This is a genomic window from Streptomyces sp. NBC_00457, assembly GCF_036014015.1.
Classification (GTDB): domain Bacteria; phylum Actinomycetota; class Actinomycetes; order Streptomycetales; family Streptomycetaceae; genus Streptomyces.
Map to the genome: position 1 here is coordinate 8,953,142 of NZ_CP107905.1, position 25,076 is coordinate 8,978,217.

The 25,076-nt window shown below is 69.3% G+C and carries 24 protein-coding genes; 14 read left to right on the plus strand and 10 right to left on the minus strand.

Annotation, left to right across the window (positions count from 1 at the left end; translation table 11 throughout):
* Nucleotides 1–55 precede the first annotated feature (55 nt).
* The 3 genes from OG828_RS40910 to OG828_RS40920 form a co-directional block, all read right to left on the minus strand.
* The gene (locus OG828_RS40910) at nucleotides 56–451 is read right to left on the minus strand and encodes a TOBE domain-containing protein (protein WP_328441646.1); all 396 of its coding nucleotides are present in this window, start codon (nucleotides 449–451) and stop codon (nucleotides 56–58) included.
* 58 nt (nucleotides 452–509) lie between these two features.
* Entirely contained in the window at nucleotides 510–1,037 is a 528-nt protein-coding gene (locus OG828_RS40915) for a hypothetical protein (protein WP_328368531.1), read from the minus strand.
* Nucleotides 1,038–1,207: 170 nt separating this feature from the next.
* Nucleotides 1,208–3,157: an amino acid transporter gene (locus OG828_RS40920; RefSeq protein WP_328503996.1), complete on the minus strand. Its 1,950-nt coding sequence runs from the start codon at nucleotides 3,155–3,157 to the stop codon at nucleotides 1,208–1,210.
* A 472-nt stretch (nucleotides 3,158–3,629) separates the two neighbouring features.
* On the opposite strand from OG828_RS40920, the gene kdpF reads away from it, so the two are divergent.
* The 9 genes from kdpF to OG828_RS40965 all read left to right on the plus strand — a co-directional run bounded on the left by kdpF (nucleotide 3,630) and on the right by OG828_RS40965 (nucleotide 13,340).
* A complete protein-coding gene (kdpF, locus tag OG828_RS40925) occupies nucleotides 3,630–3,719 on the plus strand; it encodes a K(+)-transporting ATPase subunit F (protein WP_009326374.1) in 90 nt (29 codons plus the stop codon).
* 8 nt (nucleotides 3,720–3,727) lie between these two features.
* Nucleotides 3,728–5,392 carry a potassium-transporting ATPase subunit KdpA gene (gene kdpA / locus OG828_RS40930; protein WP_328503997.1) on the plus strand — a complete coding sequence of 555 codons (1,665 nt, stop codon included), beginning with the start codon at nucleotides 3,728–3,730 and terminating at the stop codon, nucleotides 5,390–5,392.
* On the plus strand, nucleotides 5,389–7,506 hold the full coding sequence (gene kdpB, locus OG828_RS40935) for a potassium-transporting ATPase subunit KdpB (RefSeq protein ID WP_328503998.1): 2,118 nt from the start codon (nucleotides 5,389–5,391) through the stop codon (nucleotides 7,504–7,506). Before kdpA ends, kdpB begins: the two co-directional genes overlap by 4 nt.
* Before the next feature lie 5 nt (nucleotides 7,507–7,511).
* The gene (locus tag OG828_RS40940) at nucleotides 7,512–8,144 is read left to right on the plus strand and encodes a potassium-transporting ATPase subunit C (RefSeq protein ID WP_328503999.1); all 633 of its coding nucleotides are present in this window, start codon (nucleotides 7,512–7,514) and stop codon (nucleotides 8,142–8,144) included.
* On the plus strand, nucleotides 8,144–8,827 hold the full coding sequence (locus OG828_RS40945) for a response regulator transcription factor (protein ID WP_328368544.1): 684 nt from the start codon (nucleotides 8,144–8,146) through the stop codon (nucleotides 8,825–8,827). The genes OG828_RS40940 and OG828_RS40945 overlap by 1 nt, the downstream gene beginning before the upstream one ends.
* Before the next feature lie 292 nt (nucleotides 8,828–9,119).
* Nucleotides 9,120–10,412 carry an extracellular solute-binding protein gene (locus OG828_RS40950; protein WP_328505025.1) on the plus strand — a complete coding sequence of 431 codons (1,293 nt, stop codon included), beginning with the start codon at nucleotides 9,120–9,122 and terminating at the stop codon, nucleotides 10,410–10,412.
* Nucleotides 10,413–10,418: 6 nt separating this feature from the next.
* Nucleotides 10,419–11,417, plus strand: coding sequence for a carbohydrate ABC transporter permease (locus OG828_RS40955; protein ID WP_328368546.1), 999 nt, complete (start codon nucleotides 10,419–10,421; stop codon nucleotides 11,415–11,417).
* A 56-nt stretch (nucleotides 11,418–11,473) separates the two neighbouring features.
* Nucleotides 11,474–12,238 carry a carbohydrate ABC transporter permease gene (locus tag OG828_RS40960; protein WP_246884931.1) on the plus strand — a complete coding sequence of 255 codons (765 nt, stop codon included), beginning with the start codon at nucleotides 11,474–11,476 and terminating at the stop codon, nucleotides 12,236–12,238.
* A gap of 46 nt (nucleotides 12,239–12,284) precedes the next feature.
* Nucleotides 12,285–13,340 (plus strand): endo-1,4-beta-xylanase, encoded by a 1,056-nt coding sequence (locus tag OG828_RS40965; RefSeq protein WP_328504000.1) that lies wholly within the window; start codon nucleotides 12,285–12,287, stop codon nucleotides 13,338–13,340.
* Here the strand turns inward: OG828_RS40965 and OG828_RS40970 are convergent.
* The 3 genes from OG828_RS40970 to OG828_RS40980 all read right to left on the minus strand — a co-directional run bounded on the left by OG828_RS40970 (nucleotide 13,333) and on the right by OG828_RS40980 (nucleotide 15,858).
* Nucleotides 13,333–14,376, minus strand: coding sequence for a LacI family DNA-binding transcriptional regulator (locus OG828_RS40970; RefSeq protein ID WP_328504001.1), 1,044 nt, complete (start codon nucleotides 14,374–14,376; stop codon nucleotides 13,333–13,335). The two genes, OG828_RS40965 and OG828_RS40970, sit on opposite strands and share 8 nt — an antisense overlap.
* A gap of 244 nt (nucleotides 14,377–14,620) precedes the next feature.
* Nucleotides 14,621–14,815 (minus strand): DUF5999 family protein, encoded by a 195-nt coding sequence (locus OG828_RS40975; protein ID WP_328368552.1) that lies wholly within the window; start codon nucleotides 14,813–14,815, stop codon nucleotides 14,621–14,623.
* Between the two features lie 458 nt (nucleotides 14,816–15,273).
* Entirely contained in the window at nucleotides 15,274–15,858 is a 585-nt protein-coding gene (locus OG828_RS40980) for a hypothetical protein (RefSeq protein ID WP_328504002.1), read from the minus strand.
* A gap of 562 nt (nucleotides 15,859–16,420) precedes the next feature.
* Between OG828_RS40980 and OG828_RS40985 the strand changes: the two genes are divergently transcribed.
* Nucleotides 16,421–17,938, plus strand: a complete 1,518-nt coding sequence (locus OG828_RS40985; protein ID WP_328441656.1) for a glutamate--cysteine ligase — start codon at nucleotides 16,421–16,423, stop codon at nucleotides 17,936–17,938.
* Nucleotides 17,939–17,948: 10 nt separating this feature from the next.
* Here OG828_RS40985 and OG828_RS40990 read toward each other — a convergent pair whose 3' ends face one another.
* Complete coding sequence (locus OG828_RS40990) at nucleotides 17,949–19,721, minus strand: substrate-binding and VWA domain-containing protein (RefSeq protein ID WP_328504003.1); 1,773 nt, start codon at nucleotides 19,719–19,721, stop codon at nucleotides 17,949–17,951.
* A 184-nt stretch (nucleotides 19,722–19,905) separates the two neighbouring features.
* Between OG828_RS40990 and OG828_RS40995 the strand changes: the two genes are divergently transcribed.
* Entirely contained in the window at nucleotides 19,906–20,706 is an 801-nt protein-coding gene (locus OG828_RS40995; protein WP_328441658.1) for a CPBP family intramembrane glutamic endopeptidase, read from the plus strand.
* 77 nt (nucleotides 20,707–20,783) lie between these two features.
* Here the strand turns inward: OG828_RS40995 and OG828_RS41000 are convergent, their stop codons facing one another.
* A complete protein-coding gene (locus OG828_RS41000; RefSeq protein WP_328504004.1) occupies nucleotides 20,784–21,593 on the minus strand; it encodes a PhzF family phenazine biosynthesis protein in 810 nt (269 codons plus the stop codon).
* A 188-nt stretch (nucleotides 21,594–21,781) separates the two neighbouring features.
* On the opposite strand from OG828_RS41000, the gene OG828_RS41005 reads away from it, so the two are divergent.
* The gene (locus OG828_RS41005; RefSeq protein WP_328368569.1) at nucleotides 21,782–22,384 is read left to right on the plus strand and encodes a PadR family transcriptional regulator; all 603 of its coding nucleotides are present in this window, start codon (nucleotides 21,782–21,784) and stop codon (nucleotides 22,382–22,384) included.
* Between the two features lie 126 nt (nucleotides 22,385–22,510).
* Here the strand turns inward: OG828_RS41005 and OG828_RS41010 are convergent, their stop codons facing one another.
* Complete coding sequence (locus OG828_RS41010) at nucleotides 22,511–22,939, minus strand: type II toxin-antitoxin system Rv0910 family toxin (protein ID WP_328441660.1); 429 nt, start codon at nucleotides 22,937–22,939, stop codon at nucleotides 22,511–22,513.
* Between the two features lie 112 nt (nucleotides 22,940–23,051).
* Nucleotides 23,052–23,240, minus strand: coding sequence for a hypothetical protein (locus OG828_RS41015; RefSeq protein WP_328504005.1), 189 nt, complete (start codon nucleotides 23,238–23,240; stop codon nucleotides 23,052–23,054).
* A gap of 161 nt (nucleotides 23,241–23,401) precedes the next feature.
* On the opposite strand from OG828_RS41015, the gene OG828_RS41020 reads away from it, so the two are divergent.
* Together OG828_RS41020 and OG828_RS41025 are read left to right on the plus strand one after the other, a co-directional pair.
* Nucleotides 23,402–23,932: a Clp protease N-terminal domain-containing protein gene (locus OG828_RS41020; RefSeq protein ID WP_210570987.1), complete on the plus strand. Its 531-nt coding sequence runs from the start codon at nucleotides 23,402–23,404 to the stop codon at nucleotides 23,930–23,932.
* 80 nt (nucleotides 23,933–24,012) lie between these two features.
* Nucleotides 24,013–25,017, plus strand: coding sequence for an EamA family transporter (locus tag OG828_RS41025; protein ID WP_328368576.1), 1,005 nt, complete (start codon nucleotides 24,013–24,015; stop codon nucleotides 25,015–25,017).
* Nucleotides 25,018–25,076 lie beyond the last annotated feature (59 nt).

Here is a 25,076-nt window from a genome sequence, read left to right on the forward strand (position 1 = left end):
CATGAGCGGGGGAGAGCGGGCGTGGATGTTCGTATGTGCGGAGGGCCGGTTGTGCTCAAGCGCGGTCGATGTGCACGTTCGTCGACTTCACGCGGGCCGTGGCCTCCATGCCGACCTCCAGGCCCAGGTCCTCGACGGCCTCGCGGGTGAGCAGGGAGACGAGTCGGTGCGGGCCGGCCTGGATCTCCACCTGGGCGGCGACGTCGCCGAGTTTGATCGCGGTGACGATGCCGGGGAAGGCGTTGCGGACCGAGGTGTACGGGGTCTCCTCGTCGCCGGTTCCCGTCTTCGCGAGTTCGACCGAGAACGCGGCCAGGTCCCGTCCGTCGATGAGCCGTCGCCCGCTGTCGTCGCGATGGGTCGCCATCCGGCCCGCGTCCGCCCAGCGGCGTGCGGTGTCCGGGCTCACGCCGAGCAGCCGAGCCGCCTGGCCGATCGTGTAGGACTGCATGCCGGTCACGATAGGGCGGGAAGCGGGGGGTGGTGGACGTGGGGTCGGCCCGACGTCCTCAGGAAATCCCCGAAGCCTTGAGTACCGCCTGCGCGGTCTCGTCGTCGATGCGGTGCCGGAGCCGGCGCAGGACGTCGGAGTCCTTGGAGTTCCGGCACAGCGTGCCGCATTCGAAGGAGCGCCGGACGCCGGTGTCGAGTTCGTGCCAGAGGAGGGGGTTGGCGATCAGGACGCGGGGATCGAGTTCCAGGCGGTGACCGTAGGCGTCGCGCAGGATCAGGTGTGAGGAGACGTCGCCGTATTGCCGTACGGCCACCAGCGCGTCCGTATGGACCGTGCGGCTTGTCAGCGGGCCGCGGGCGGTGAGCCAGCCGGGGCCGGCTGTGATGCGCTGGGGGAGGAGGACCGCGAAGACCGTGGCGGCGAGGGTGAGCCACAGCAGGGTGCGGGTCGGGGTGAGGGTGTGCGCGTCCCAGTCGACCAGCAGGGCCATCGTGCCGAAGGCGAGTGCACACGCCGCCGCGAACCGGACGCTGCCGCGCCAGTGGCGGTCGCCGGCCGGGCTCGGCGGTCCGCTCGGTCGCATGGGCCGACGGTAGGTGCTCGGTCGTACGGCGGCGGTGTCGTTGACGGGGTTCTGGCGCCGTACGGCCGCATTTTGACGCGATCCCAGCGCATGGATCCCAGCGCACGGCAGCGCGATCCTCGGATACGAGACTCCCTCCCCGTGTCCGCCTCGCGAACCGGGCGTTCCGCTCAGCCCGTGTGCACGCGCGGCCGGCGGGCGCGGTCCGGTTCTGCCTCGCGCAGGACCTCGCGGGTGACCGGGGCGACCTCGCCCTGGCCGAAGAGGAAGAAGCGGAGGAAGTTGGCGAAGGGGTTGCCCTCGGTCCACTCGAAGTAGATGTGCGGGATGCAGTTCGTGGTGTCACGGACATGGAGGAGCAGCGCGGCCAGGGCGTTGGAGACGGACGAGGACTCCAGGGACAGGACGCGATAGCGGTTGTGCATGACCTCGCCGCGCACCGTCAGGCCGGACTCGAACTCGGACGGGTCGGTGACCGTGACCTCGACGAAGACGAAGTCCTCCTGCTCGGGGACGTCGTTGTCCTGCCGGATCTGCTCGATCTTGTCCCGGTACTCGGCGACGTCGCGGGCATCGGGCTCGTTGGCGATGAACCGGATCTTGCGGCTGGCGATGTCCCGGACGAATCGTTCCGCCATGCTGTCCATCGTCACGCTGGTCACGCGCAGCTCGAAGGCGCGGGCCAGCCGGGAGGCCAGGGAGAGGACGATGATGCCCGCGATGAAGCAGGCACCGATCTTCACGCCGTCCGGGCGCTCGATGACGTTGACGACCGTCGTGTAGAGGAACACCGCCGAGATCACCGCGAAGGCGATGGTCCAGTTCCGCTGTCCGGCCTTGCGCGCCGCGATCGTCACGGCGATCGCGGCGGAGCTGATCAGCACCAGCACACCGGTGGCGTAGGCACCGCCCTGCGCGTCGACATCGGCGTCGAAGATCCAGGTCACCAGGAAGCCGACCAGCGTGAAGACGATGACCATCGGGCGCACCGCGCGGGCCCAGTGCGGAGCCATGCCGTAGCGGGGCAGATAGCGGGGCATCAGGTTGAGCAGGCCGGCCATGGCGGAGGCGCCGGCGAACCAGAGGATGGCGATGGTCGAGACGTCGTAGACCGTGCCGAAGGCGCCGCCGAGGTAGTCGTGCGCGAGGAACGCGAGGGCGCGGCCGTTGGCCTGGCCGCCGTCCTCGAACTCCTTCTCGGGGATCAGCAGCGTGGTGATGAAGCTGGTGCAGATCAGGAAGCAGCTCATGATCAGGGCGGCCGCGGTGAGCAGCTTCTTGGTGCCCCGGATCCGGCCCTGCGGGTCCTCCTCGGTGTCCCCCGCGTCGCCCTTGACGTGCGGCATCACGGCGACGCCGGTCTCGAAGCCGGACAGACCGAGGGCGAGCTTCGGGAAGACGATCAGGGCCATGCCGATCATGACGAACACGTTGCCGTGCTCGGCCGTCAGGGCGCTCGACCAGTCGGTGACGACGTGTCCTTCGGTGATGATGTGCCACAGGCCGACGAGCACGACGACGACGTTCAGTGCGAGGTAGAGCCCGACCAGAGCGACGGCGACGCCGATCGCCTCCAGGAAGCCCTTGAGGAACACCGCGCCGAGCAGGGCGACGAGTACGAGGGTGATCAGCATCTGCTGGTCGTGCAGGGCGCTGTGCAGATGGGGGTTCTCGACCAGGTGGGTGGAGGCGTCCGCGGCGGAGAGCGTGATGGTGATGAGGAAGTCGGTGGCGGCGAAGCCGAGCAGGGTCAGGACGAAGAGTTTGCCCTTCCAGAAGGTGAGCAGCCGCTCCAGCATCGAGATCGAGCCCTGCCCGTGCGGGCTCTCCTCCGCCACCCTGCGATAGACCGGCAGCGCGCCCGCCAGGGTGACGATCACGAGGATGATGGTCGCGATGGGTGAGAGCAGGCCGGCCGCGAGGGCCGCGATGCCCGGCTGGTAGCCGAGGGTCGAGAAGTAGTCGACGCCCGTCAGGCACATCACTCGGAACCAGTGCTGGCCCTCTTCCGGCTTCGGCTCGGCGTGCGGAGTGTGCTGGGCGCCGGCCTTGCCCATGTCGGACAGGCCCTCCAGCATCCAGGCCCGCAGACGACTGGGCGGCTGTTCCGTGGTGGCCATCTGCGTGCTCCTGATGTGGTGCTCAGCGTGCGATTCCGGCCATCACGCGGACGGCCGCACCAGCGTAAGCGGAGAGTGACGCCCGGGCCCACGGATGAGGGGGCGGAGGCGTCAAGCTTGCGTTAAGACTGGCCGGGTCAGTGGGGTGGCACGTCAAGAAGTGGACTACAGGAGCCCTGTCGTTGCTCTTGCGCTGTAGGGACGCAGCGGGGGTCGGTGGCGGCGGAACCGATACCCAGCGTCATGTCCGGGACGGGATACGCGCCGTAAGAGTTCCGTCAAAGCCGCGCGGTGCCCCGTATGGGACCCGTCAAGGGCGGCCGTATCCAGCCGGAAAAGCGGTTCTCTCGAACCGTCCCTGTCCCACCGAACCTCAACTCCAGGAGCTCACGATGGCCGATCTGGCCTTCGTCGTCATCACGATCGCGGTCTTCGCGCTGGTGGCTCTCGCCGCCAAGGGGGTGACGAAGCTGTGACCGCCGAGAACGTCGTCGGCCTGGTCGTGGCCGTCGCCCTGCTGGGCTATCTCGTCCTCGCCCTGATCTTTCCGGAGAGGTTCTGAGAACAGATATGGGTCCCGTACTCGCAGGCATCCTTCAGCTGCTTGCCTTGATAGCGGCGCTGGCGCTCGCCTACATCCCCCTCGGCAACTACATGGCCAGGGTCTACTCCTCCGACCGGCACTGGCGGGTCGAGAAGTGGATCTACAAGGGGATCGGAGCCAACCCCGACACGGAGATGCGCTGGCCCGCGTATCTGCGCGGGGTGCTGGCCTTCTCGGTGATCGGCGTCCTCTTCCTGTACGCCCTCCAGCGGCTCCAGGGTGTCCTGCCCGGCTCGCTCGGGTTCGCCTCGATCGATCCGGACCAGGCGTTCAACACCGCCGTGTCCTTCGTGACCAACACCAACTGGCAGGCGTACTACGGCGAGCAGGCCATGGGCCATGTCGTGCAGACCGCCGGTCTGGCCGTGCAGAACTTTGTGTCGGCCGCGGTCGGTATCGCCGTGGCGGTGGCGCTGGTACGAGGGTTCGCGCGCTCCCGTACCGGTGAACTCGGCAACTTCTGGGCCGACTTGGTGCGTGGTGTCGTACGCATCCTGCTGCCGTTGGCGGCCGTCGCCGCGGTCGTGCTGGTCGCGTGCGGTGTGATCCAGAACTTCTCCGGGATCCACGAGGTCGGTCAGTTCATGGGTGGCCAACAGCAGTGGAACGGCGGTGCGGTCGCCTCTCAGGAGGCCATCAAGGAGATCGGCACCAACGGTGGCGGCTACTTCAACGCCAACAGTGCCCACCCGTTCGAGAACCCCACCCCCTTCTCGAACCTCTTCGAGATCTTCCTGCTCCTGGTCATCCCGTTCTCGCTGACCCGGACCTTCGGTGTCATGGTCGGCTCGGTCAGGCAGGGTTACGCGATCCTCGCCACGATGGCGACCATCTGGGTCGGTTTCGTCGCCCTGATGATGTGGACCGAGTTCGCCCACCACGGCACGGCCTTCGAGCTCGCCCGCGGGGCGATGGAGGGCAAGGAGAACCGCTTCGGCGTCGGCGCCTCGTCGATCTTCGCCGTGTCGACCACGCTCACCTCGACCGGCGCGGTGGACTCCTTCCACTCCTCGTTCACCGGTCTCGGCGGCGGCATCACCATGCTCGGCATGATGCTGGGCGAGATCGCGCCCGGCGGTACCGGCTCCGGCCTCTACGGCATGCTGATCATGGCGGTCATCGCGGTGTTCATCGCCGGTCTGATGGTCGGCCGTACGCCCGAGTACCTGGGCAAGAAGATCGGCACTCGCCAGATCAAACTGGCCGCCTGCTACATCCTCATCACCCCGGCGCTGGTGCTCGTCCTCACCGCCTTCGCGATGGCGCTGCCGACGCCGGTGCACTCCATGACCAACAGCGGGGCGCATGGATTCTCCGAGATCCTGTACGCCTACACGTCCGCCTCGAACAACAACGGCTCGGCGTTCGCCGGTCTGAACGCGGACACGCAGTGGTTCAACAGCACGCTCGGTCTGGCGATGCTGCTCGGCCGCTTCCTGCCGATGGTGTTCGTGCTGGCGCTGGCCGGCTCGCTCGCCGAGCAGCAGCCGGTGCCGGTCACCGCAGGCACGCTGCGCACCGAGAAGCCGCTGTTCACCGGCCTGTTGGTGGGCGCGATCCTGATCATCACCGGTCTCACCTATTTCCCGGCCCTCGCGCTGGGCCCGCTGGCCGAGGGGTTGGCGGCATGACCACCGACGTAACGAATCACGAGGACTCCATGTCCACTCCCACCCGTGCGCCCCACCAGGACGCGCCGACCGGGCACAAGGCTCCCGAAGGCCGCGTCGGGGCGGGCCTGTTCGACGCCGGCCAGCTGCTGAAGTCGCTGCCGGACGCCTTCCGCAAGCTCGACCCGCGGGTGATGATCAAGTCCCCCGTGATGTTCGTGGTGTTGGTCGGGTCCGTCCTGACGACGGTCTTCTCCTTCACGGACCCGGGTGACTGGTTCGGCTGGGCGATCAGCGCCTGGCTGTGGCTGACGGTGATCTTCGCGAACCTCGCGGAGGCCGTCGCCGAGGGCCGTGGCAAGGCGCAGGCGGACACCCTGCGCAAGGCCAAGACCGACACGGTGGCCCGCAGGGTCGACGGCACCGTGGTCGCCGGCACCGAACTGCGGATCGGCGACCTGGTCGTCTGCGAGGCGGGCGACATCATCCCCGGCGACGGAGACGTGGTCGAGGGCGTGGCCAGCGTCGACGAGTCGGCGATCACCGGCGAGTCGGCCCCGGTCATCCGTGAGTCCGGCGGCGACCGGAGCGCCGTCACCGGCGGTACGAAGGTGCTCTCCGACCGCATCGTCATCAAGATCACGACAAAGCCGGGCGAGACCTTCATCGACCGGATGATCAACCTGGTCGAGGGTGCCGCGCGGCAGAAGACGCCGAACGAGATCGCGCTGAACATCCTGCTCGCTTCTTTGACGATCGTCTTCCTGCTCGCGGTGGCCACGCTGCCGCCGTTCGCCGACTACGCGGGCACCCATCTGACGCTGGTCGTCCTGGTGGCCCTGCTGGTCTGCCTGATCCCGACGACGATCGGCGCGCTGCTCTCCGCGATCGGCATCGCGGGCATGGACCGGCTGGTGCAGCGCAACGTACTCGCCATGTCCGGCAGGGCGGTCGAGGCCGCCGGTGACGTCTCCACGCTGCTGCTCGACAAGACCGGCACCATCACGCTCGGCAACCGTCAGGCCGCCGAGTTCGTGCCGGTGAGCGGCACCACCGAGGCCGAGGTCGCCGACGCCGCCCAGCTCTCCTCGCTGGCCGACGAGACGCCCGAGGGCCGCTCCATCGTCGTACTGGCGAAGGAGAAGTACGGGCTGCGGGAGCGGCACCAGGGTGAGCTGGCGCAGGCCGAGTGGATCGCCTTCACCGCCCAGACTCGTATGTCGGGCGTGGACGTCGACGGGCGCAAGGTCCGCAAGGGCGCGGCCGGTTCGGTGATCACCTGGGTACGGGAGCAGGGCGGCGAGGTCGCCGAGGACGCGGACACCCTTGCCAACAGGATCTCCGAGGCCGGCGGTACGCCGCTGCTGGTCGCCGTGGAGGACTCGGAGTGCGCCCGCATTCTGGGCGTCATCCACCTCAAGGACGTCGTCAAGGACGGTATGCGGGAGCGGTTCGACGAATTGCGCCGCATGGGCATCAAGACCGTCATGATCACGGGTGACAACCCGCTGACCGCCAAGGCGATCGCCGAGGAGGCGGGCGTCGACGACTTCCTCGCGGAGGCCACTCCCGAGGACAAGATGGCGCTGATCAAGCGGGAACAGGCGGGCGGCAAGCTCGTCGCGATGACGGGTGATGGCACGAACGACGCGCCCGCGCTCGCGCAGGCCGACGTCGGCGTGGCGATGAACACCGGTACATCGGCCGCCAAGGAGGCCGGCAACATGGTCGACCTCGACTCCAACCCGACCAAGCTCATCGAGATCGTCGAGATCGGCAAGCAACTCCTCATCACCCGGGGCGCGTTGACCACGTTCTCCATCGCCAACGACGTCGCGAAGTACTTCGCGATCATCCCGGCGCTGTTCGCGGCGGTCTACCCGGGCCTGGACAAGCTCAACATCATGAACCTGTCCTCGCCGGACTCCGCGATCCTGTCCGCGGTCGTCTTCAACGCGCTGATCATCATCGCGCTGGTCCCGCTCGCCCTTCGCGGTGTGCGGTACCGGCCGATGAGCGCGGACCGCATGCTGCGGCGGAACCTCGGGATCTACGGCCTCGGCGGCCTGGGCGCCCCCTTCATCGGGATCAAGATCATCGACATGCTCATCTCCCTCATCCCCGGAATCGGTTGATCGCCATGAACAACTCGGTCACGAACACAGCCCGGTTGCTCGGGGCGGGCCTGCGCGCGCTGCTGGTGTTGACCGTGCTCACCGGCATCCTCTATCCGCTCGCGGTCACCGGTGTGGCCCAGGCGCTGTTCAACGACAAGGCGAACGGCTCGGAGATCACGGCGGACGGAAAGGTCGTCGGCTCGTCCCTGATCGGGCAACAGGGCTACAGCCTGGACTACTTCCAGCCGCGACCCGCCAATGGACTGGGCGAGAACTCGGTCAACACCCAGTACAAGCTGATCCTTTCGGGCGCGACCAACCGCTCCGGCGACAACCCCGAACTCATCAAATGGGTCAAGGAAGCCCAGGCCAAGGTCGTCAAGGACAACTCGACGGCCGACTACAAGGTGAAGCCGTCCGACGTACCCGCCGACGCGGTCACGTCCTCCGCCTCGGGCCTGGACCCGGACATCTCGCCCGCCTACGCCGACCTCCAGGTGCACCGGGTCGCCGAGCGCAACGGCCTGTCCGCCGGCCAGGTCCAGAAGCTCGTCGATCAGCACACCGAGGGCCGCACCCTCGGCTTCATGGGTGAGCCCCGGGTGAACGTCCTCGAACTCAACATCGCTCTCAAGGAACTGACCAAGGGCAACTGATGACCCGAGTGCTGGTCGTGGAAGACGACCCACAGCTCGTACGGGCACTCGTGATCAACATGCAGGCACGCCGGTACGGAGTGGACGCGGCGCCCGACGGCGCCACGGCCCTCCGGCTGGCGGCCGCGCACCGGCCGGACGTGATGGTGCTCGACCTCGGCCTGCCCGACATGGACGGGGTCGACGTCATCAAGGCCGTGCGCGGCTGGACCCGTGTGCCGATCCTGGTGCTGTCGGCCCGCCAGGGGTCCGACGAGAAGGTCGCCGCGCTCGACGCGGGCGCCGACGACTACATCACCAAGCCCTTCAGCATGGACGAGCTGCTTGCCCGGCTGCGGGCCGCCGTTCGCCGCACCGAGGAGGCACCGCTCACCGCCGAGACGACACGGGTCACGACCGACGAGTTCACCATCGATCTGCTCGCCAAGAAGGCCGTACGCGGCGGGCGCGACGTGCGCCTGACGCCGACCGAATGGCATCTGCTGGAGATCCTGGTCACCCACCCCGGCCGCCTCGTCACGCAGAAGTACCTCCTCCAGGAGGTCTGGGGGGTGTCCCAGCGCAACAAGACCAACTATCTGCGCGTCTACATGGCCCAGCTGCGCCGCAAGTTGGAGGCGGACCCCTCGCACCCCCGCTACCTCATCACCGAACCGGGCATGGGTTACCGCTTCGAAGGATGAATTGCAGTCCGCTCCGTAAGGTTCGTCGACGAAGGCGAATGTTTCGTTCAAGCTGGCAGGGCTGACCCCATGCGGACATACGAGGTCGACAGAGCGGCTGTGCGTGCGCTGCCATCCCGCCCCGACGCGGGCGCCTTCTCCCCCGACCGCAGATTCGCTGCGTACAAGGGGTTGCCACGCTTTGGCTGCTGTCTCTAGGGTGCGGCAGCAGCGAAGCTTTCTGGAATTGTTCCGAAAGTTTCGGTCCAGTGGACAGGCGTGGACGCGCTGTCCCGTACCCAAGGAGCGCATGATGGGCGACCGGGCACTGTCCCGCCGCGGCTTCCTGGCGGCCTCCGCCGCGGCCGGTCTGGGCATGACGGCATTGAGCGGCTGTGGCGGCGACTCGGACGGAGGATCCTCGGGGACGACGACGGTCGAGTGGTGGAACATCTCCACCACTCAGCCGGCGAAGGATGTCTGGGCCGGCCTCGCGAAGAAGTTCGAGGCCCAGAACCCCAAGGTCAAGATAAAGATCGTCCAGTTGGAGAACGACGCCTACAAATCGAAGATGACGGCGCTGACTGCCTCCGGGAAGCTGCCGGACATCTTCCACACGTGGGGCGGCGGCGTCCTGAAGCAGCAGGTCGACGCCGGGCTCGTCGAGGACCTCACGGACCGCACGAAGCCGTGGTCCGACGGTCTGCTGTCGGCCGCGAAGAAGCCGTATCTGCTGGACGACCGGCTGTACGGCATCCCGTTCGACATCGGCATGATCGGTTTCTGGTACAACAAGGCGCTGTTCAAGCAGGCCGGAATCGCCACGCCGCCCACCACCTGGAGCGGCTTCCTCGACGCGGTCGGCAAGCTGAAGTCCGCCGGCATCACCCCCCTCGCCCTCGCGGGCAAGGAGACGTGGACCGGCATGTACTACTGGGCGTACCTGGCGATGCGCACCGCGGGCGCCGGCGCGCTGGAAAAGGCCAACGACGACAAGGACTTCACCGGCGCCGAGTTCGTGCAGGCCGGACAGCATCTCAAGGAACTCGTCGATCTCCAGCCGTTCCAGAGGGGGTTCCTCGGCGCCGCCTACTCCAGCCCCACCGGCCAGGCCGCCGCCGTCGGCAACGGCAAGTCGGCGATGGAACTCATGGGCCAGTGGGCGCCGGTGGTCCAGGCGGACGCGGGCAAGGGCCTCGGCGACGACCTCGGGTTCTTCCCGTTCCCGGAGGTCGAGGGCGGCAAGGGCGCCATCACCGAGGTGTTCGGCGGGGGCGGCGGACACGCCCTGCGGCAGGGCGCTCCGCAGGCCGCCGTCGACTTCCTGGAGTTCTTCGCCTCCGAGGTGACGGACCTGGAACTGGTCAAGAAGACCGGCGCCATTCCGGTGGTGCCCGCCGCCGAGAAGGCCCTCACCGACCCCAACCTCAAGGCCGTACAGGCGCAGTTGAAGGGCTCCACCGGCTTCCAGCTCTACCTGGACCAGGCGTACGCACCCGCGCTCGGCCAGGAGGTCAACGACAGTGTGGGCGCGCTGATCGCCGGTTCCAAGTCGCCCGAGCAGGTCACCGAGTCGATCACACAGACCGCGAAGGAAGAGCAGTAGGCCCCGATGACCTCCACGTTCCTTCCGGACAAGCGGACCGGCGCCGACGCCGAGACCCCGCCCCCGGCAGTCAGGGCAGGCCGGGGGCGGGCCCGGCGGCGGACGCTGAACTGGCTCACCGCGGTCGGCTTCCAACTGCCCGCGCTGGTGCTGTTCCTGGTGCTGGTCCTGCTGCCGATCCTGTTCGCCCTGTACGCCGCCTTCTTCCGGTGGGGCGGCTTCGGCATGCCCTCCGACTACGTCGGCGTCGACAACTTCACCCGGCTCTTCGACGACCCGGTCTTCCTGGGCGACCTGTGGCGCTGCCTCGTCCTGGTCCTGCTGTCGCTCGCCATACAACTGCCGTTCGCGCTCGCCATGGCCGTCCTGCTGAACCAGCGGATCCGCGGCCGGGCCGTGTACCGGATGCTGTTCTTCGCGCCGTACGTCCTGTCCGAGGCCATCACCGGCATCCTGTTCGCGATGATCTTCGCCCCGGACGACGGTCTCGCCGACCAGGTCCTGGGCAGCGTGGGCCTGGACGGGCTCGGCGGGACCTGGTTCGCGGACCCCTCCACCGTGATGGCGACCCTGTTCCTCGTCATGACCTGGAAGTACTTCGGCTTCCACATGATGCTCTACCTGGCCGGACTCCAGTCCATCCCGGCCGAGTTGACGGAGGCGGCGCTCATCGACGGCGCGAGCCCCTGGCAGCGCTTCCGCAACGTCACCCTGCCGCTGCTCGCGCCCACCCTGCGCATCAGCGTCTTCCTGTCCGTCATCGGCGCCATCCAGCTCTTCGACCTGGTGTGGGTGACCACCGCGGGCGGCCCCGACCATCACTCCGAGACCATGGCCGTGACCATGTTCCAGTACGGCTTCAAGCGCTACCAGGTCGGCTATGCCAGCGCGATCAGCGTGGTCATGTTCGGCATCAGTCTCGTCTTCGCCCTCGCCTACCAGAGGTTCGTGCTCCGCCGCGACCTCGAAGGGGCGACCACGACCATGCGGGGAGGCCAGAAGTGAAGGCACCGGCGCGGCAACTCCCGTTCCACGTCATCCTCGTCCTCGTCGGCGCGATCATGGGCATACCGCTGCTCTACGCGGTCATCTCCGGCTTCAAGTCCACCGACGAGCTCTCCCGGAACCCGATCGGGCTGCCCGAGTCGTGGGTGACCTCCAACTACACCGACATCCTCGGCTCCGGTTCCTTCTGGCGGCTGGTCGGCAGCAGCACGTTCATCGCCATCGGTACGACCGTCCTGGTCGTCGCGGTGTCCGCGCTCGCCGCCTTCTCCTTCGCCCGGTTCTCCTTCCGCGGCCGGGAGTTCCTGTTCACCCTGTTCACGATGGGGCTGATGTTCCCCTTCGCGGTGGCGGCGCTGCCGCTGTTCCTGCTGCTGCGCTCCCTGGGCCTGCTGGACAACCCGCTGGGCGTGATCCTGCCGCAGGCCGCGTTCGGGCTGCCGATGACCATCATCATCCTGCGCGGCTTCTTCCGGGAGATCCCCGGCGAGCTGGAGGAGGCGGCCACGCTCGACGGGTGCACCCCGCTCGGGTTCTTCTGGCGGGTCCTGCTGCCGATGGCGCGGCCCGCGCTCGGCACCGTCTCCGTGCTCGCCGTCGTCACCAGCTGGAACAACTTCTTCCTTCCGCTGCTGGTGTTCACCGACTCCACGTGGTGGACCATCCCGATCGGCGTCCAGCAGTTCCAGGGCCAGTACTCCGCGGAGTACGCCAGGGTCTTCGCCTATCTCGTCCTGGCCATGGTCCCCGCACTCGCCTTCTACTCGGTCGCCGAGCGTCAGCTCGTCGGCGGCCTCACCGCCGGCGCCACCAAGGGATGACCCGCGCCGGCGGACGTACACCACATCGACCGTGAGGAGTCGCACCATGCGCACCACCCGCACACGGCTCAGACTCACCGGCGCATTCGTCGCCCTGCTCCTGGCCGCCGGCGTCCCGGCGGCCCAGGCCGGTGAGGACCGGCCGGCCCCCGACCAGCCGACCCTCGCCGAACTCGCCCAGCGCCACGGCCGCTACTTCGGCAGCGCCACCGACAACCCCGAGCTCACCGACGAGCCCTACAAGGCGATCCTCGGCACCGAGTTCGACATGATCACCCCCGGCAACGGGATGAAGTGGTACGCCACCGAACCCCAGCAGGGCGTCTTCGACTTCTCCCAGGGCGACGAGATCGTGAACCTCGCCCGCGCCAACCACCAGCGCGTACGCGGCCACACCCTGGTCTGGCACAGCCAGCTCCCGGACTGGCTCACCTCGCGCGAGTGGACGGCCCCCGAGCTGAGGGCCGTACTGAAGAAGCACATCCAGACGGAAGTACGCCACTACCGGGGCAAGGTCTACGCCTGGGACGTCGTCAACGAGGCCTTCAACGAGGACGGCACCTACCGGGAGACGATCTTCTACAAGACCCTCGGCCCGGGCTACATCGCCGACGCCCTGCGCTGGGCCCACCAGGCCGACCCGAAGGCCAAGCTCTACCTCAACGACTACAACGTCGAGGGGATCGGCCCGAAGAGCGACGCCTACTACCGGCTGGTCAAGGAGCTGAAGGCGCAGCGCGTCCCGCTCCACGGCTTCGGCCTGCAGGCCCATCTCGCCCTCCAGTACGGCTATCCGAGCACCCTGGAGGACAACCTCCGCCGCTTCTCCCGGCTGGGCCTGGACACCGCGCTCACCGAGGTGGATGTGCGCATGTACGTGCCCGCCGACGAGGCCAAGCTGGCCACGCAGGCGGAGTGGTACCGGGAGATGACCGAGGCGTGCCTCGCCGTGCGGCGCTGCGTGGGGATCACGCTGTGGGACTACACCGACAAATACTCCTGGATCCCGGCGTTCTTCGCGGGTGAGGGCGCGGCGCTGCCCTGGGACGAGGAACTGCGGCCCAAGCCCGCGTACTTCGCGATCCGGGAGGCGCTCAGCTAGCGGGGGCCGTGCTCGACCGCACCACCAGCTCTGTGCCCAGCTCCACCCGCGGCGAGTCCGGCTGCTCGCCGCGGGCCAGGCGCAGCACGGTACGGACGGCGAGCTTGCCCATGTCGGCGAGCGGCTGGCGGACGGTGGTGAGCGGCGGGGCCGACCAGCGGACTTCCGGAACGTCGTCGAATCCGACCACGCTCATGTCCTCCGGCACCCTGAGGCCCCGCCGGCGCAGCGCCTCGATCGCGCCGAGCGCCATCTGGTCGCTGGCCGCGAAGACGGCGGTGGGCGGATCGGGCAGGTCCAGGAGGGCGTTGCAGCCGGTGAATCCGGACTCGGGGTGGAAGTCGCCGGGCACGACGAGGGTGTCGTCGAGCGTGAGACCGGCGCTTTCCAGGGCGGTGCGGTAGCCGTCGAGCCGGGCCCGGGAGCACAGCAGCCGGGGCGGCCCGGCGATCAGGCCGATCCTGCGGTGGCCGAGGGCCAGCAGATGCTCGGTGGCCGCCATGCCGCCGGACCAGTTGGCGGCGCCGATGGTGGGGGCGTCCAGGGCGGGCGAGCCGGCCGGGTCGACGATCACGAGCGGGACGCCGAGGATGCGCAGTTCCTCGTACAGCAGCGGCTCCAGGGCCGAGGTGACCAGGATGACGCCGTCGGAGGCGCGGGCCCGCAGGTTGCGCATCCACTCGCGGGCGCCGCCCGAGCGTCCGTGGATCGCCGACACCACGGTGCCGACGCCGGCCGTGTGGGCCGCCTCCTCCACACCCCGGATGATCTCCACGGCCCAGGGGCTGTCGAGGCTGTTGAAGACCAGGTCGAGCAGGGCGGCACGGGTGGCTGAGGTCGTGGGGCGCCTGCGGTAGCCGTGCCGGCGCAGCAGGTCCTCCACGCGGGCGCGGGTGTGGGGCGACACGTCCGAGCGGCCGTTGACGACCCGGGACACGGTCGGCACCGAGACCCCCGCCTGCCGGGCGATCTCCGTGATCGTGACCCTGCCCCCGTCCTGTGGCGCCTGCTCGGCATCGACCTCGCGTGCTGCCAATTCGCCACCTCCGTCGACCGGTTGCGCATCCGCCACTGCCCTACCGGACACACGCCTCGAAACTTCCAGGAGTCTTCCGGAAAGCGGGTGGTGTTGGGAAGGGAAGTGGTGCGGTGGACCGGATCACGCACGGGGGACTACGGGGAGTGACGGGCGCCCGACATGCGTCGGGGCCGGTTCGCAGGATGTGTCTGCGTCCGGCCCCTCATGTCTCCGGGCGGGAGGTCGGTCCGCCCGGTGCCGCTCAGGCCGCGGTCATCACCACTGTGCGGTGCGGGGCGATGATCTGGCCGTCGGGCAGAAGCTCACCGGTGTCCTCGAACAGCAGAACGCCGTTGCACAGCAGGCTCCATCCCTGCTCCGGGTGGTGCGCGACGAGTCGGGCGGACTCCCGGTCGGCTGATTCGGCTGTCGGACAGGGTGGCTGGTGCTGGCACATGGGTGGGTTCTTTCGCTGTGTCGTGTGGAGTGAGTGGGTTGTCGGGTCTGTCCTGTGGCGTGAAGCCTCGTTCATGGCCGCCCCCGTATGTTTAAGTCGGTCGGAACCCAGTGTTGCCCCACGGGCGTCATTCCGCAGGGATTTAGCGGCACCACTTCTCACAGGTTCAGGACGCATCACCCGCGCGAAGGGTTCATTCCAACTGCACGGCCACTTCGGGTGGTTCAGGATGGTCGGATGGGGCTAGTCAGTACGGGGAGGCGACCCTATTCGGCTCGTTAGAGCGCCGTAATGCTCGTGCGAGCGTGATAGGGCTTGATGAGGGTTCCAGGCGCCTACAACCGTTTCTGCAGCTTTTTGCAGCGCGTACGAGCGTACGGGTTCCGGCAAACAGCGTCGTACCCCGCTACCCGGAATTCCGGTGGCGGGGTACGAGGGTGTTTCGCGGGGCCGGTCGGTCAGGCGGGCTGGCCGAGCAGCGGGGCGGGCGTCACCCGGTGGGTGAGCATCGGGAGGAGCTCGGCGACCCGGTGCGGCCGGTGGGCCGCGATGCCGGGCGGGGCCGGCGCCAGCGGGACGAGCAGGTCGGTGGCGGTGGGGTGGCCGGTGGTGCCGTCCGATGAGCAGTCGCCGTGCAGCCACAGCGTGAGCATGTACAGGCCGGGCAGGGACAGCAGGCGGGGCTGGTAGGCCCCGGTCACCGACTCGGCCTGGCGCAGCGCGCGCTCGGTGGAGGCGACGTACGGGCCCTCGAAGAAGTGCGAGAAGGCCCAGCCGTCGGGGGTCAGCATGGTCTCGGCCGCGGCCACCGCGCGGTCGCCGCAGCGGATCAGGAAACGCCACCCGGCCAGCCGGGTCGCGGACACGCCCTCGGAGGTGATGCGGTCGAGTACGTGCACGGGCAGTGGGAGTTCGGGAGTGGCGGTGCCCTGTGCGGTGCGCAGGGCGGGAGTCCGGGCCTCGCGGACCGCGGTGGGGGAACCGAGGGCGGTGAGGACGGAGCGAAGGGCGGGCGCTGGAGCCGGGGGGACATGCAGCGGCATGGTGGGTCGCCTCTCATTCGACAGGCACAGTGGCGCGAGGGCGGGCGTGGCGGGGGCGGACGGCGCTGTCAGCTCACGGGGTCAGAGAGGCGGGGGCCGGGGTCTGGGGGTGCGTGGGTGTGAGTGAAGCCTGCCGCACGTCACCTGACGGCAGGAACCCGGACCGGGGCGCCAACCCTCTGCCTTGTTCGCGGAGTTTATACGACACGTGTTCACATTGTGTTTCGTCTAGCTGTTTCCGGGGACTTCGGCAAGGGGCCATTCGGTCGGCGGCCAGCGGGAATCATCCCTGTTCCGAACCCGTCGCCCAGCGATGACCTCGGGAAATGCCGATGACTCGGTCGGCCAATACTCGTCGGTGTTTTTCACGAGTTGGCAAGGTGCCGGAAACTGCACTATGTGCCATGCCCGGTGAATGTGCCGCCGGTCACGTCCGTCAGAGTAGCGCGCGCCCGCTCTGCCCGCGACGTTATCGATCGCTTCGGCTGGGCATCATCCCACCTGACCCGGGACACCGGCGGCCGGACCTGATCGGCCCGCCCATTCGAGGAGGGACGCTCCGATGGGGGAGAAGGTCGTGGCAGGCGGGTTCGACCTGTCCGATCGGCAGCGGTACCGCGGCAAGCTCCGGGAGTGCCTGACGGGCCTGGAGCGGCTTCTGGCGGAGCAGCGGTTCGATCGCCCGAAGAACCTCATGGGGCTGGAGATCGAATTGAATCTCACCGGTGCCGACGGCATGCCGAAAATGCTGAATGCGCAAGTACTGGAGAGGATCGCAAGCCGAGATTTCCAAACAGAACTCGCCATGTTCAATCTGGAAGTCAACATAGCCCCACATCGCTTGGCCGGGCGGGTATTCGACCGGCTCGCCGAGGAACTGCGCACCTCGCTGGCATATGCCGACCGGAAAGCGCGCGAGGTCGATGCGGGCATCGTGATGATCGGCATTCTGCCGACGCTCGACCGCGACGACCTGGTCTCCACGAACCTCTCCGACGTCGACCGCTACACCCTCCTCAACGACCAGATCGTGGCCGCACGCGGCGAGGACTTCGTGCTCGACATAGCGGGCGTGGAGCATCTGCGCTGCACCTCCAGGTCCATCGCGCCGGAAGCCGCCTGCACCTCCGTCCAGCTGCACCTCCAGGTCACGCCGGGCCGCTTCGCCGACGTGTGGAACGCCGCGCAGGCCGTCGCCGCCGCGCAGATCGCCGTGGGCGCCAACTCGCCCTTCCTGTTCGGCCGCGAGCTGTGGTGCGAGTCCCGGCCGCCGCTGTTCCAGCAGTCCACCGACACCCGCCCGCCCGAACTCCAGGCCCAGGGCGTCCGGCCGCGCACCTGGTTCGGCGAACGGTGGATCTCCTCGGCGTACGACCTCTTCGAGGAGAACCTGCGCTACTTCCCGGCCCTGCTGCCCATCTGCGACGACGAGGACCCCCACGCCGTCCTCGACGCGGGCGGCACCCCGAAACTCGCCGAACTCGTCCTGCACAACGGCACCGTGTACCGCTGGAACCGTCCCGTCTACGGCATCGCCGACGACATCCCGCACCTGCGCGTCGAGAACCGCGTCCTGCCCGCCGGGCCGACCGTCACGGACGTCCTCGCCAACGCCGCCTTCTTCTACGGCGTCGTCCGCGCCCTCGCCGAGGAGTCCCGGCCGGTCTGGTCCCGGCTGCCGTTCGAGGCGGCCGCCGCCAACTTCGACACCGCGTGCCGGCACGGCATCGACGCCCGCCTGATCTGGCCCCGGCGCGGGCGCTACGGCGGCACCACCGAGGTCGACGCGGTGAGTCTCGTACGCGACGAACTGCTGCCGCTCGCCGAGGCCGGGCTGGACGCGTGGGGCGTCGATCCGGCCGACCGGGACCTGTACCTCGGTGTGATCGAGGAGCGCTGCCGGCGCCGGGTCAACGGGGCGGCATGGCAGTCGGCGACCTTCCACCGGGCCCTGGAGTCGGGGCTGTCCCGGGAGGCCGCGCTGGCGGCCACCACCAAGTGCTACCGCCGACTGATGCACCACGGGGAGCCGGTGCACACCTGGCCGGTGGGGCTGCCGGAGGCGGTGCCGCTGGGGTAGGAGCCGACGGTCAGCCCTGGTTCCCCCGCGCCCCCGCCGCGACGATCGCCTGCAGGATCACCGAGTGGATCTGCGACGGGTCGCTGACCTCGTGTCCTGAGCCGCCGGTCGCCTTGGCGATCTGCTCGGCCTCTTCCCGGTCGGCGTCCGGGCCGACGGCGATCATGATGAGCGGCACCGGGCGCTCGGGGTTGGTGAGCTGCTCCAGCCGCTCGACGAGGTCGGAGCGGGAGATGCTGCCGGGGTCCTGGTTCACGCCGTCGGTGAGGATGACCAGCGCGTTGAACTTTCCCTTGTCGTACGAGGACGTGGCCGCCTGATACGCGGCGAGCGTCGTGTCGTACAGCCCGGTCGCCCCGTTCGGCACCGGCGCCAGCGCGCTGAACGCCGCCGACAGCAGATCCCGCTGTGTGCCCTCGCCGGCCCGGTCGCCGAGCCGCTCGGTCGGCACGCGGACGCGGTAGTCCTTGTCGCCGTCCAGCTTGGTGGAGAAGTCCCACAGCCCGATCTCGTCCTCGGGCGTGAACGTGGCGAGGGCCTGCAACAGCGAGGCCTTGGTGACGTCCATACGGGTCTGTCCGGTGTCGCCGACCGGTTCGGACATGGACGCGGAGGCGTCCACGACCGTGGTGATCCGGGCGCTCTGCACCGTGATCGTCCAGGTGCCGAGCGCTTCCTGGAGCGCGATCTCGTCGGCGGGGCGCGCGGCGGGCTGCGCGTACGGCTGCGGGCTGGCGCCCCCTGCCTTGGTCACCAGCGCCTGAGACACCTCGTCGGCGGAGGTCCTAAAGCCGTACTTCTCCAGCATCCGGCGCTGCTCGGGCTGCCGTAGATAGCTCGTGAACCGGATCGCGGCCCTCTTCTCGTCCGTCGACAGCCGGGTCTGGTCGACCAGGGTGTAGGGGTAGTCGAGCCGGGGCGAGCCGTCCTTCGGATAGAACATGTCCAGGCTGCCCGCGCCGCCGGCCGAGGAGTTGTACGCGAACGCCGCCTGCTCGCTGAGGATCAGCGCCTGGTTGCGCCGGGGGTTGCCCTGCTCGGTGCCCGAGGAGTCACGCGGCAGGGTGTCCAGGACCTGGGTGTCGCTGTCGGAGGTGCGCTGCGCCAGCGTCTTCATCATGGCCGCGGCCTGTGTGTCCCCGCCCTTGATCTTCGCGGCGGCCGCGCCCACCTGCGTGAGCGCCAGCAGCCCGGTCGCACTGCGGGCCGGGTCGGCCGCGCCGAGCCGGAGGGCGTCGTCCTGGAGGCTGGCCCCGGCGAGCTCCAGCCAGCTGTACGTCCGCTTCGGCCACCCCAGCGACTTCGCGGCCGCCGGCACCATCGCCACCCCGACCGGGGTGGACGCCACCGTGCCCGCCAGAGTCACCTGCGTCGCACCGCTGTCCGCCGAGACCCGCTGCACCCACACGTCCGAGTCCGGCACCCACACCTGGATGTCGGCCTTCTCGCCCGTCGCGAGCGCGTCGGCGACCTTGTACGGGTCGCGTGCGCTCACCGAGACAGCGACGCACCGCCCGTCGGAGGTGAGGTCGTCCTCGCGCGCCTGCTTCGCCGCCTGGCGCAGCGCGGGGGCGATGTCCGGGGAGGCGGCGAGCTTCAGCCGGACCGGGTCGTCCTGGCAGGAGGAGCCGAAGGAGAGCAGCCCGCTCTGGACGGCGACCGCGGTGCCTCCGGCGATGGTGAGAACCAGTGCCGTGGCGACGGCCACCGTGCGGCGGCGGGCGCGTGGACGGGGGTCGCTGCCGCCCGCCCCATACTGATCGGGCAAGCTGTGACGTCCCATGACGGTGGTGCCCCTCCCTGTCGACCCCGTGGCGGAAAACGGCCACATGGCGAGCAAAGGGGAGGTACGCCCCGTACGGCGCCCGCCCCCCAACGGCCTGTCGCGCACGATCTTCGTAACTTCTTTCGAGACCCTAGCGGCGCGGCGATGGGGATGAGGCGGGATTACTCAACTGGAGGCATGTGTGCAGGCGGAGGCGGGGTCGGTGGCTGATTCTTTTCCTCAGGAGCGGCCCTCACGGCGAATTCTCCGTTCCGAGACGCTGCTCGTTCTGGGGCTTTCGCTCGGTGCGAGCGGTGTGTCCGCCCTGATCAGTTTTGTCGGATCGGTCACCAAACCGGGCGGTCTCAAGGACCAGGCGGCCACCCTCAACGCCTCGGCCGCGCCGGGCCGTCCCTGGCTGGATCTCGCCTGGCAGCTCTTCGGGATCACCACGGCGCTCGTGCCCGTCCTGCTCGTCGCGCACTTCCTGCTGCGCGAGGGCGAAAGCCTGCGCACCCTCGGCTTCGATCGGACCAAGCCCTGGCCGGACCTCGGCCGCGGTGCGGCCGTCGCGGCGGTGATCGGCAGCACCGGCATCGCCTTCTACCTGGCCGCCCGCGGACTCGGCTTCAACCTCACGGTGGTGCCCGAAGCGCTGCCCGACGTGTGGTGGAAGTACCCGGTCCTGATCATGTCCGCGATGCAGAACGCGATCCTCGAAGAGGTCATCGTCGTCGGCTATCTGCTGCGCCGACTCGGCCAGTTGGGCTGGACCCCGGGCACCGCGCTGATGGCCAGTTCCGTACTGCGTGGCTCCTACCACCTCTACCAGGGCATCGGCGGCTTCCTCGGCAACCTGGCGATGGGCGTGGTGTTCGTCTACCTGTACCGGCGCTGGGGCCGGGTAGGTCCCCTGGTCGTGGCTCATTCGCTGCTCGACATAGGGGCGTTCGTCGGCTACGCGCTGTTGGCTGGGAAGGTGGGCTGGCTGCCGACGGCTTGAGCGCTTTCGAAGGGGGCGTACGACAGGTTCGTACGCCCCCTTTCCTACGCCTCCTTTCGTACGTCGATGTATCGCCGTTACGCGAGCAGCTCCCCGTCGATGACCGTGACCGCGCGTCCGGTCAGCAGCGTGCGGTCGCCGCGCAGCTCGGTGTGGACGCGGCCGGAGCGGGGTGAGGCCTGGAGGCCGGTGAGGCCGGGGCCGCCGAGGCGCTCGGACCAGTAGGGGGCGAGGGCCGTGTGGGCGCTGCCGGTGACCGCGTCCTCGTCGATGCCGACGTTCGGGAAGAAGCAGCGGGAGACGTAGTCGTAGCCCCGCGTGGGGTCCTCGGCGCGGGCGGTGGTGATGATGCCGCGGGTGGAGTACGCGGCGAGCGCCTTGTGGTCCGGCGCCAGGGCGTGGACGGTCTTCTCGTCGGCGAGTTCGAGGAGCAGGTCGCCGACGTTCGGGCCGGTGTCGAAGGCGGCGCGCGGCTCGGCGCCGAGCGCGTCGGTGACCCCGTCCGGCACGTCGACCGGGGTGAGCGGTGCGGTCGGGAAGTCCAGGGTGACCGAGCCGTCCTCGCCCGGCGTCGCGACCAGGACGCCGCTGCGGGTGGCGAAGCGCACCGGGCCCTGATGCGCGCCGGTGGTGTGCAGGACGTGGGCCGTGGCGAGCGTGGCGTGGCCGCACAGGGCGACCTCGGTGACGGGCGTGAACCAGCGCAGCGCCCAGTCGGCCTCGCCGCCCTCGGGCAGGCGGTGGGCGAAGGCCGTCTCGGCGTGGTTGACCTCCCTGGCCACGTTCTGGAGCCAGGTCTCGTCCGGGAAGGCGTCCAGGAGCAGGACGCCGGCCGGGTTGCCGGCGAAGGGGCGGTCGGTGAAGGCGTCGACGATTCGAATCCGCATGCCGTCGACGCTAGGCGCGGTGCGAAGCGGCAGGCCAAGGCCAATTCCGGGGAGCTGGACCGATTTTGGTCCGGGCCGTCTTCAGGGCCGCCTTCAGCGCTGTCTGGCGGGCGGGTGTTGCCAGGCGAGCTATTCCGATATATCGTTGAGGCATCGCGACTGATCAACGACTGTATGGAGTGATGGCGATGCGTTCCCATGGATTCGAACGTGGACACGGTGGACACGGCTCGCACGAGCGAGGCGGATTCGAGGCCCTGCGCGGTGCCTTCGGGCCCTTCGGGCCGGGTGGCCCCGGCTTCGGCGGACCGGGCCCCTGGGGTCATCGAGGGCGCGGCGGACCGCGGGGGAGGGCGCGGCGCGGCGACGTACGCGCGTCGATCCTCGCCCTGCTGAAGGACCGGCCCATGCACGGTTACGAGATGATCCAGGAGATCGCCGAGCGCAGCGGCGGGGCGTGGAAGCCCAGCCCCGGCTCGGTGTACCCCACCCTCCAGCTGCTGGAGGACGAGGGGCTGATCACCAGTGCATCCGAGGGCGGCAAGAAGCTGTTCTCGCTCACCGAGGCCGGCCGTACCGCGGCCGAGGAGGGCCCCGAGGCGCCCTGGGAGGAGGCCTCCCGCGGCGTCGACTGGGAGGTCCTCGGTGAGATCCGGCAGGCCGGCTTCGGTCTGATGGAGGCCTTCGGGCAGGTCTGGAAGACGGGCAGCAAGGAACAGCGCGAGAAGGCGCTGGCCGTCATCAACGAGGCCCGCAAGAAGCTGTACCTGATCCTCGCCGACGAGGACTGACGAGGACTGACGAGGACTGACGAGGACTGACGAGGACTGACGGGGGCTGACGAGGTCTCAGGCTCGGTCCCGGCGCAGGGCGCCCTCGCGGAGACATCCGCGGGGGCGCCTTCGCGCGTCCGGGGGTCAGGCCACCAGCCCCGCCAGCTTGCGCAGCGACTCGTTCAGCGCGGCCGTCGCGGAGTCCTTCAGCCGGCCCGCCATCAACGACACCGCGGCGCCCGTGAACTCGCCGTCGATGCGGACCGTGGTGGCGTCGCCGTCCGGCGTCAGGGTGTAGCGCGTGGCCAGGTCGACCGCCATCGGTCCCTTGCCGCGGATGGCCAGCACCCGGGCCGGCTCCAGTTCCTCGATGGTCCAGTCGACCTCGGCCGGGAAGCCCATCAGCTTCAGGTTCTCCTGGAAGGTCTCGCCCACTGCGAGGGTCTCGGGGCCGCCCTTGGGGAAGCCGGTGTGGGTCGCGTTCCACTCGGCGTAGGCGGACCAGTCCGTGAGCTGCGCCCACACCTTCTCCGCGGGGGCCCCGATCCGTGCCTCCGCGCTGACTTCGGCCATGCGACCACCTCTTCGTGTCGGGCTACGGTGTCGCGGAACGTAGCCGCACGGCCTGCAACATTCAATACTGATGAACCGTCAGAAAATGTGGAGGCGGCCTGCCGGACCGGCCTCAGCCGGCCAGCCGTATCTCCGCCGCGTCGAACAGGTCCCACGCGCGCGGGAAGGCGCTCTCGTCGTGGCAGTGCCAGGCATCCCAGAACAGGTCGGCCGGCAGTGCGTCCTCCGGGGCCCACACCCGGTACACGTACTGCCTGCCGTCGACGGCCGGAAGGGTCACCAGCCAGTATCTGCTCTCCATCCCTTTGTGGGGGACGTGCGACGGAGCGTTACGGTTGCGTGATCTCATCCGTAAGGAGGAGATTGGGGCCGCCCGGGTCCACTCTCTGTGGGACGCGGTGGGACGCGAAAATGCTTCCCTCCGGGGATGTCCCGATCTGGAGGGACTGATGAGGTAGGGGTGTGCAACCCCGAATCCCCCGGCAGGCGGCCCAAGAACAGGGCGGCCGGCGAACGGACACCGATGCCGGGCTCAGTGACGAGCTGGCGTCGGTGCTCTCCGGTGCCCGCCGCCGGGCCGTGCGGGACGGGGACCGGCAGATCGACACGGCCCATCTGCTGCACTCGCTTCTGGAGTCCGACCCCGAGGTGCGGGCCGTCTTCGAGGACGGGCCGCAAGTGGCCCGGCTGCTCGGCTATCTGGTGCAGCGCAGTATCGGCTACGGCCTGCGCTGGCAGGGCGCCGTCGAGGACTCCGGTGCCGTACCCGTGGTGACGGGCGAAGCGGGCTTCTCTCCGCTGGCCGCGGGCGCGATGGAGTACGCCCGCGAGCGCGCCGTCCGGCGCGGTGGCGAACCGGCTCTCGGGATCGACCTGCTCGCCGCCATCGTCGTGGACCCGCAGGCACGCGCGGTCGAGGTGCTCGACCGTGCCGGAGTCGATCCGCACGCCCTCTACGTGCGGATCGAGAGGTACTTGGCGAAGACCGGCTGACCGGCCGGCGACCCGGGTCCCGTCCACGCGCTGAGACAGGTGTCATCGGGGGTGACGCTCATGTCATCGCCTGTCATCATGTGCCGGTGCATACGTCAGACAGCAGCAGCGGCAGCGGTGGAAAGGGCGTGGGGCTCGGCCTCGCGCTCGCTTCCGCGCTCGCCTTCGGGGGATCCGGTGTCGCGGCCAAGCCGCTGATCGAGGCGGGGCTCGACCCGCTCCACGTGGTGTGGCTGCGGGTGGCGGGGGCCGCCCTGGTGATGCTGCCGCTGGCCGTGCGTCACCGTTCGCTGCTGCGCCGGCGGCCCGCGCTGCTCGCCGGGTTCGGGCTGTTCGCCGTCGCCGGTGTCCAGGCCTGCTACTTCGCCTCGATCTCCCGGATCCCCGTCGGGGTCGCCCTGCTCGTCGAGTACTTCGCGCCCGCCCTCGTCCTCTGCTGGGTGCGGTTCGTGCAGCGGCGGCCGGTCACGCGTGCGGCGGCGCTCGGCGTGGTCCTCGCGGTCGGTGGGCTCGCCTGTGTCGTGGAGGTGTGGTCCGGGCTGAGCTTCGACGCGCTCGGACTGCTGCTCGCGTTCGGCGCGGCTTGCTGCCAGGTCGGGTACTTCGTGCTGTCCGACCATGGCGGCGACTCCGGCGCGGAGGCGCCTGATCCGCTGGGCGTCATCGCCTACGGCCTGCTGGTCGGCGCGGCCGTGCTGACCGTTGTCGCCCGCCCGTGGCGCATGGAGTGGTCGCTCCTGGCGGACAGTGCGGACATGAACGGGACGCCCGTCGCAGCGGGTCTGTTGCTCACGTGGATCGTGCTGGTGGCCACGGTGGTTGCGTATGTGACCGGCGTGGTGTCCGTGCGGCGCCTGTCTCCGCAGGTCGCGGGTGTGGTGGCCTGCCTTGAGGCGGTCATCGCGACGGTGCTTGCGTGGGTGCTGCTCGGTGAGCACCTTTCGGCTCCGCAGATTGTGGGTGGGGTGGTGGTGCTGGTGGGGGCGTTCATTGCGCAGTCTTCGGCGCCGGGGAAGGGGTCTGGCGGGCCCGTTGCTGGGGGCGGTGCTGATACGCGGGTGTCGGCGCGGGGGACGGCCCGGTGAGTGCCGCGGTGGGTGCGTGGTCTACTGCGGGTTCGTTGTGGCTGGTCGCGCAGTTCCCC

Bases quoted from the DNA above. Each gene is read 5' to 3' on its own strand.
- OG828_RS40910 (WP_328441646.1), bottom strand. From the start codon at position 451: ATGCAGTCCTACACGATCGGCCAGGCGGCTCGGCTGCTCGGCGTGAGC.
- OG828_RS40915 (WP_328368531.1), bottom strand. From the start codon at position 1,037: ATGCGACCGAGCGGACCGCCGAGCCCGGCCGGCGACCGCCACTGGCGC.
- OG828_RS40920 (WP_328503996.1), bottom strand. From the start codon at position 3,157: ATGGCCACCACGGAACAGCCGCCCAGTCGTCTGCGGGCCTGGATGCTG.
- kdpA (WP_328503997.1), top strand. From the start codon at position 3,728: ATGGGTCCCGTACTCGCAGGCATCCTTCAGCTGCTTGCCTTGATAGCG.
- kdpB (WP_328503998.1), top strand. From the start codon at position 5,389: ATGACCACCGACGTAACGAATCACGAGGACTCCATGTCCACTCCCACC.
- OG828_RS40940 (WP_328503999.1), top strand. From the start codon at position 7,512: ATGAACAACTCGGTCACGAACACAGCCCGGTTGCTCGGGGCGGGCCTG.
- OG828_RS40945 (WP_328368544.1), top strand. From the start codon at position 8,144: ATGACCCGAGTGCTGGTCGTGGAAGACGACCCACAGCTCGTACGGGCA.
- OG828_RS40950 (WP_328505025.1), top strand. From the start codon at position 9,120: ATGGGCGACCGGGCACTGTCCCGCCGCGGCTTCCTGGCGGCCTCCGCC.
- OG828_RS40955 (WP_328368546.1), top strand. From the start codon at position 10,419: ATGACCTCCACGTTCCTTCCGGACAAGCGGACCGGCGCCGACGCCGAG.
- OG828_RS40960 (WP_246884931.1), top strand. From the start codon at position 11,474: ATGGGCATACCGCTGCTCTACGCGGTCATCTCCGGCTTCAAGTCCACC.
- OG828_RS40965 (WP_328504000.1), top strand. From the start codon at position 12,285: ATGCGCACCACCCGCACACGGCTCAGACTCACCGGCGCATTCGTCGCC.
- OG828_RS40975 (WP_328368552.1), bottom strand. From the start codon at position 14,815: ATGTGCCAGCACCAGCCACCCTGTCCGACAGCCGAATCAGCCGACCGG.
- OG828_RS40980 (WP_328504002.1), bottom strand. From the start codon at position 15,858: ATGCCGCTGCATGTCCCCCCGGCTCCAGCGCCCGCCCTTCGCTCCGTC.
- OG828_RS40985 (WP_328441656.1), top strand. From the start codon at position 16,421: ATGGGGGAGAAGGTCGTGGCAGGCGGGTTCGACCTGTCCGATCGGCAG.
- OG828_RS40990 (WP_328504003.1), bottom strand. From the start codon at position 19,721: ATGGGACGTCACAGCTTGCCCGATCAGTATGGGGCGGGCGGCAGCGAC.
- OG828_RS41000 (WP_328504004.1), bottom strand. From the start codon at position 21,593: ATGCGGATTCGAATCGTCGACGCCTTCACCGACCGCCCCTTCGCCGGC.
- OG828_RS41005 (WP_328368569.1), top strand. From the start codon at position 21,782: ATGCGTTCCCATGGATTCGAACGTGGACACGGTGGACACGGCTCGCAC.
- OG828_RS41010 (WP_328441660.1), bottom strand. From the start codon at position 22,939: ATGGCCGAAGTCAGCGCGGAGGCACGGATCGGGGCCCCCGCGGAGAAG.
- OG828_RS41015 (WP_328504005.1), bottom strand. From the start codon at position 23,240: ATGGAGAGCAGATACTGGCTGGTGACCCTTCCGGCCGTCGACGGCAGG.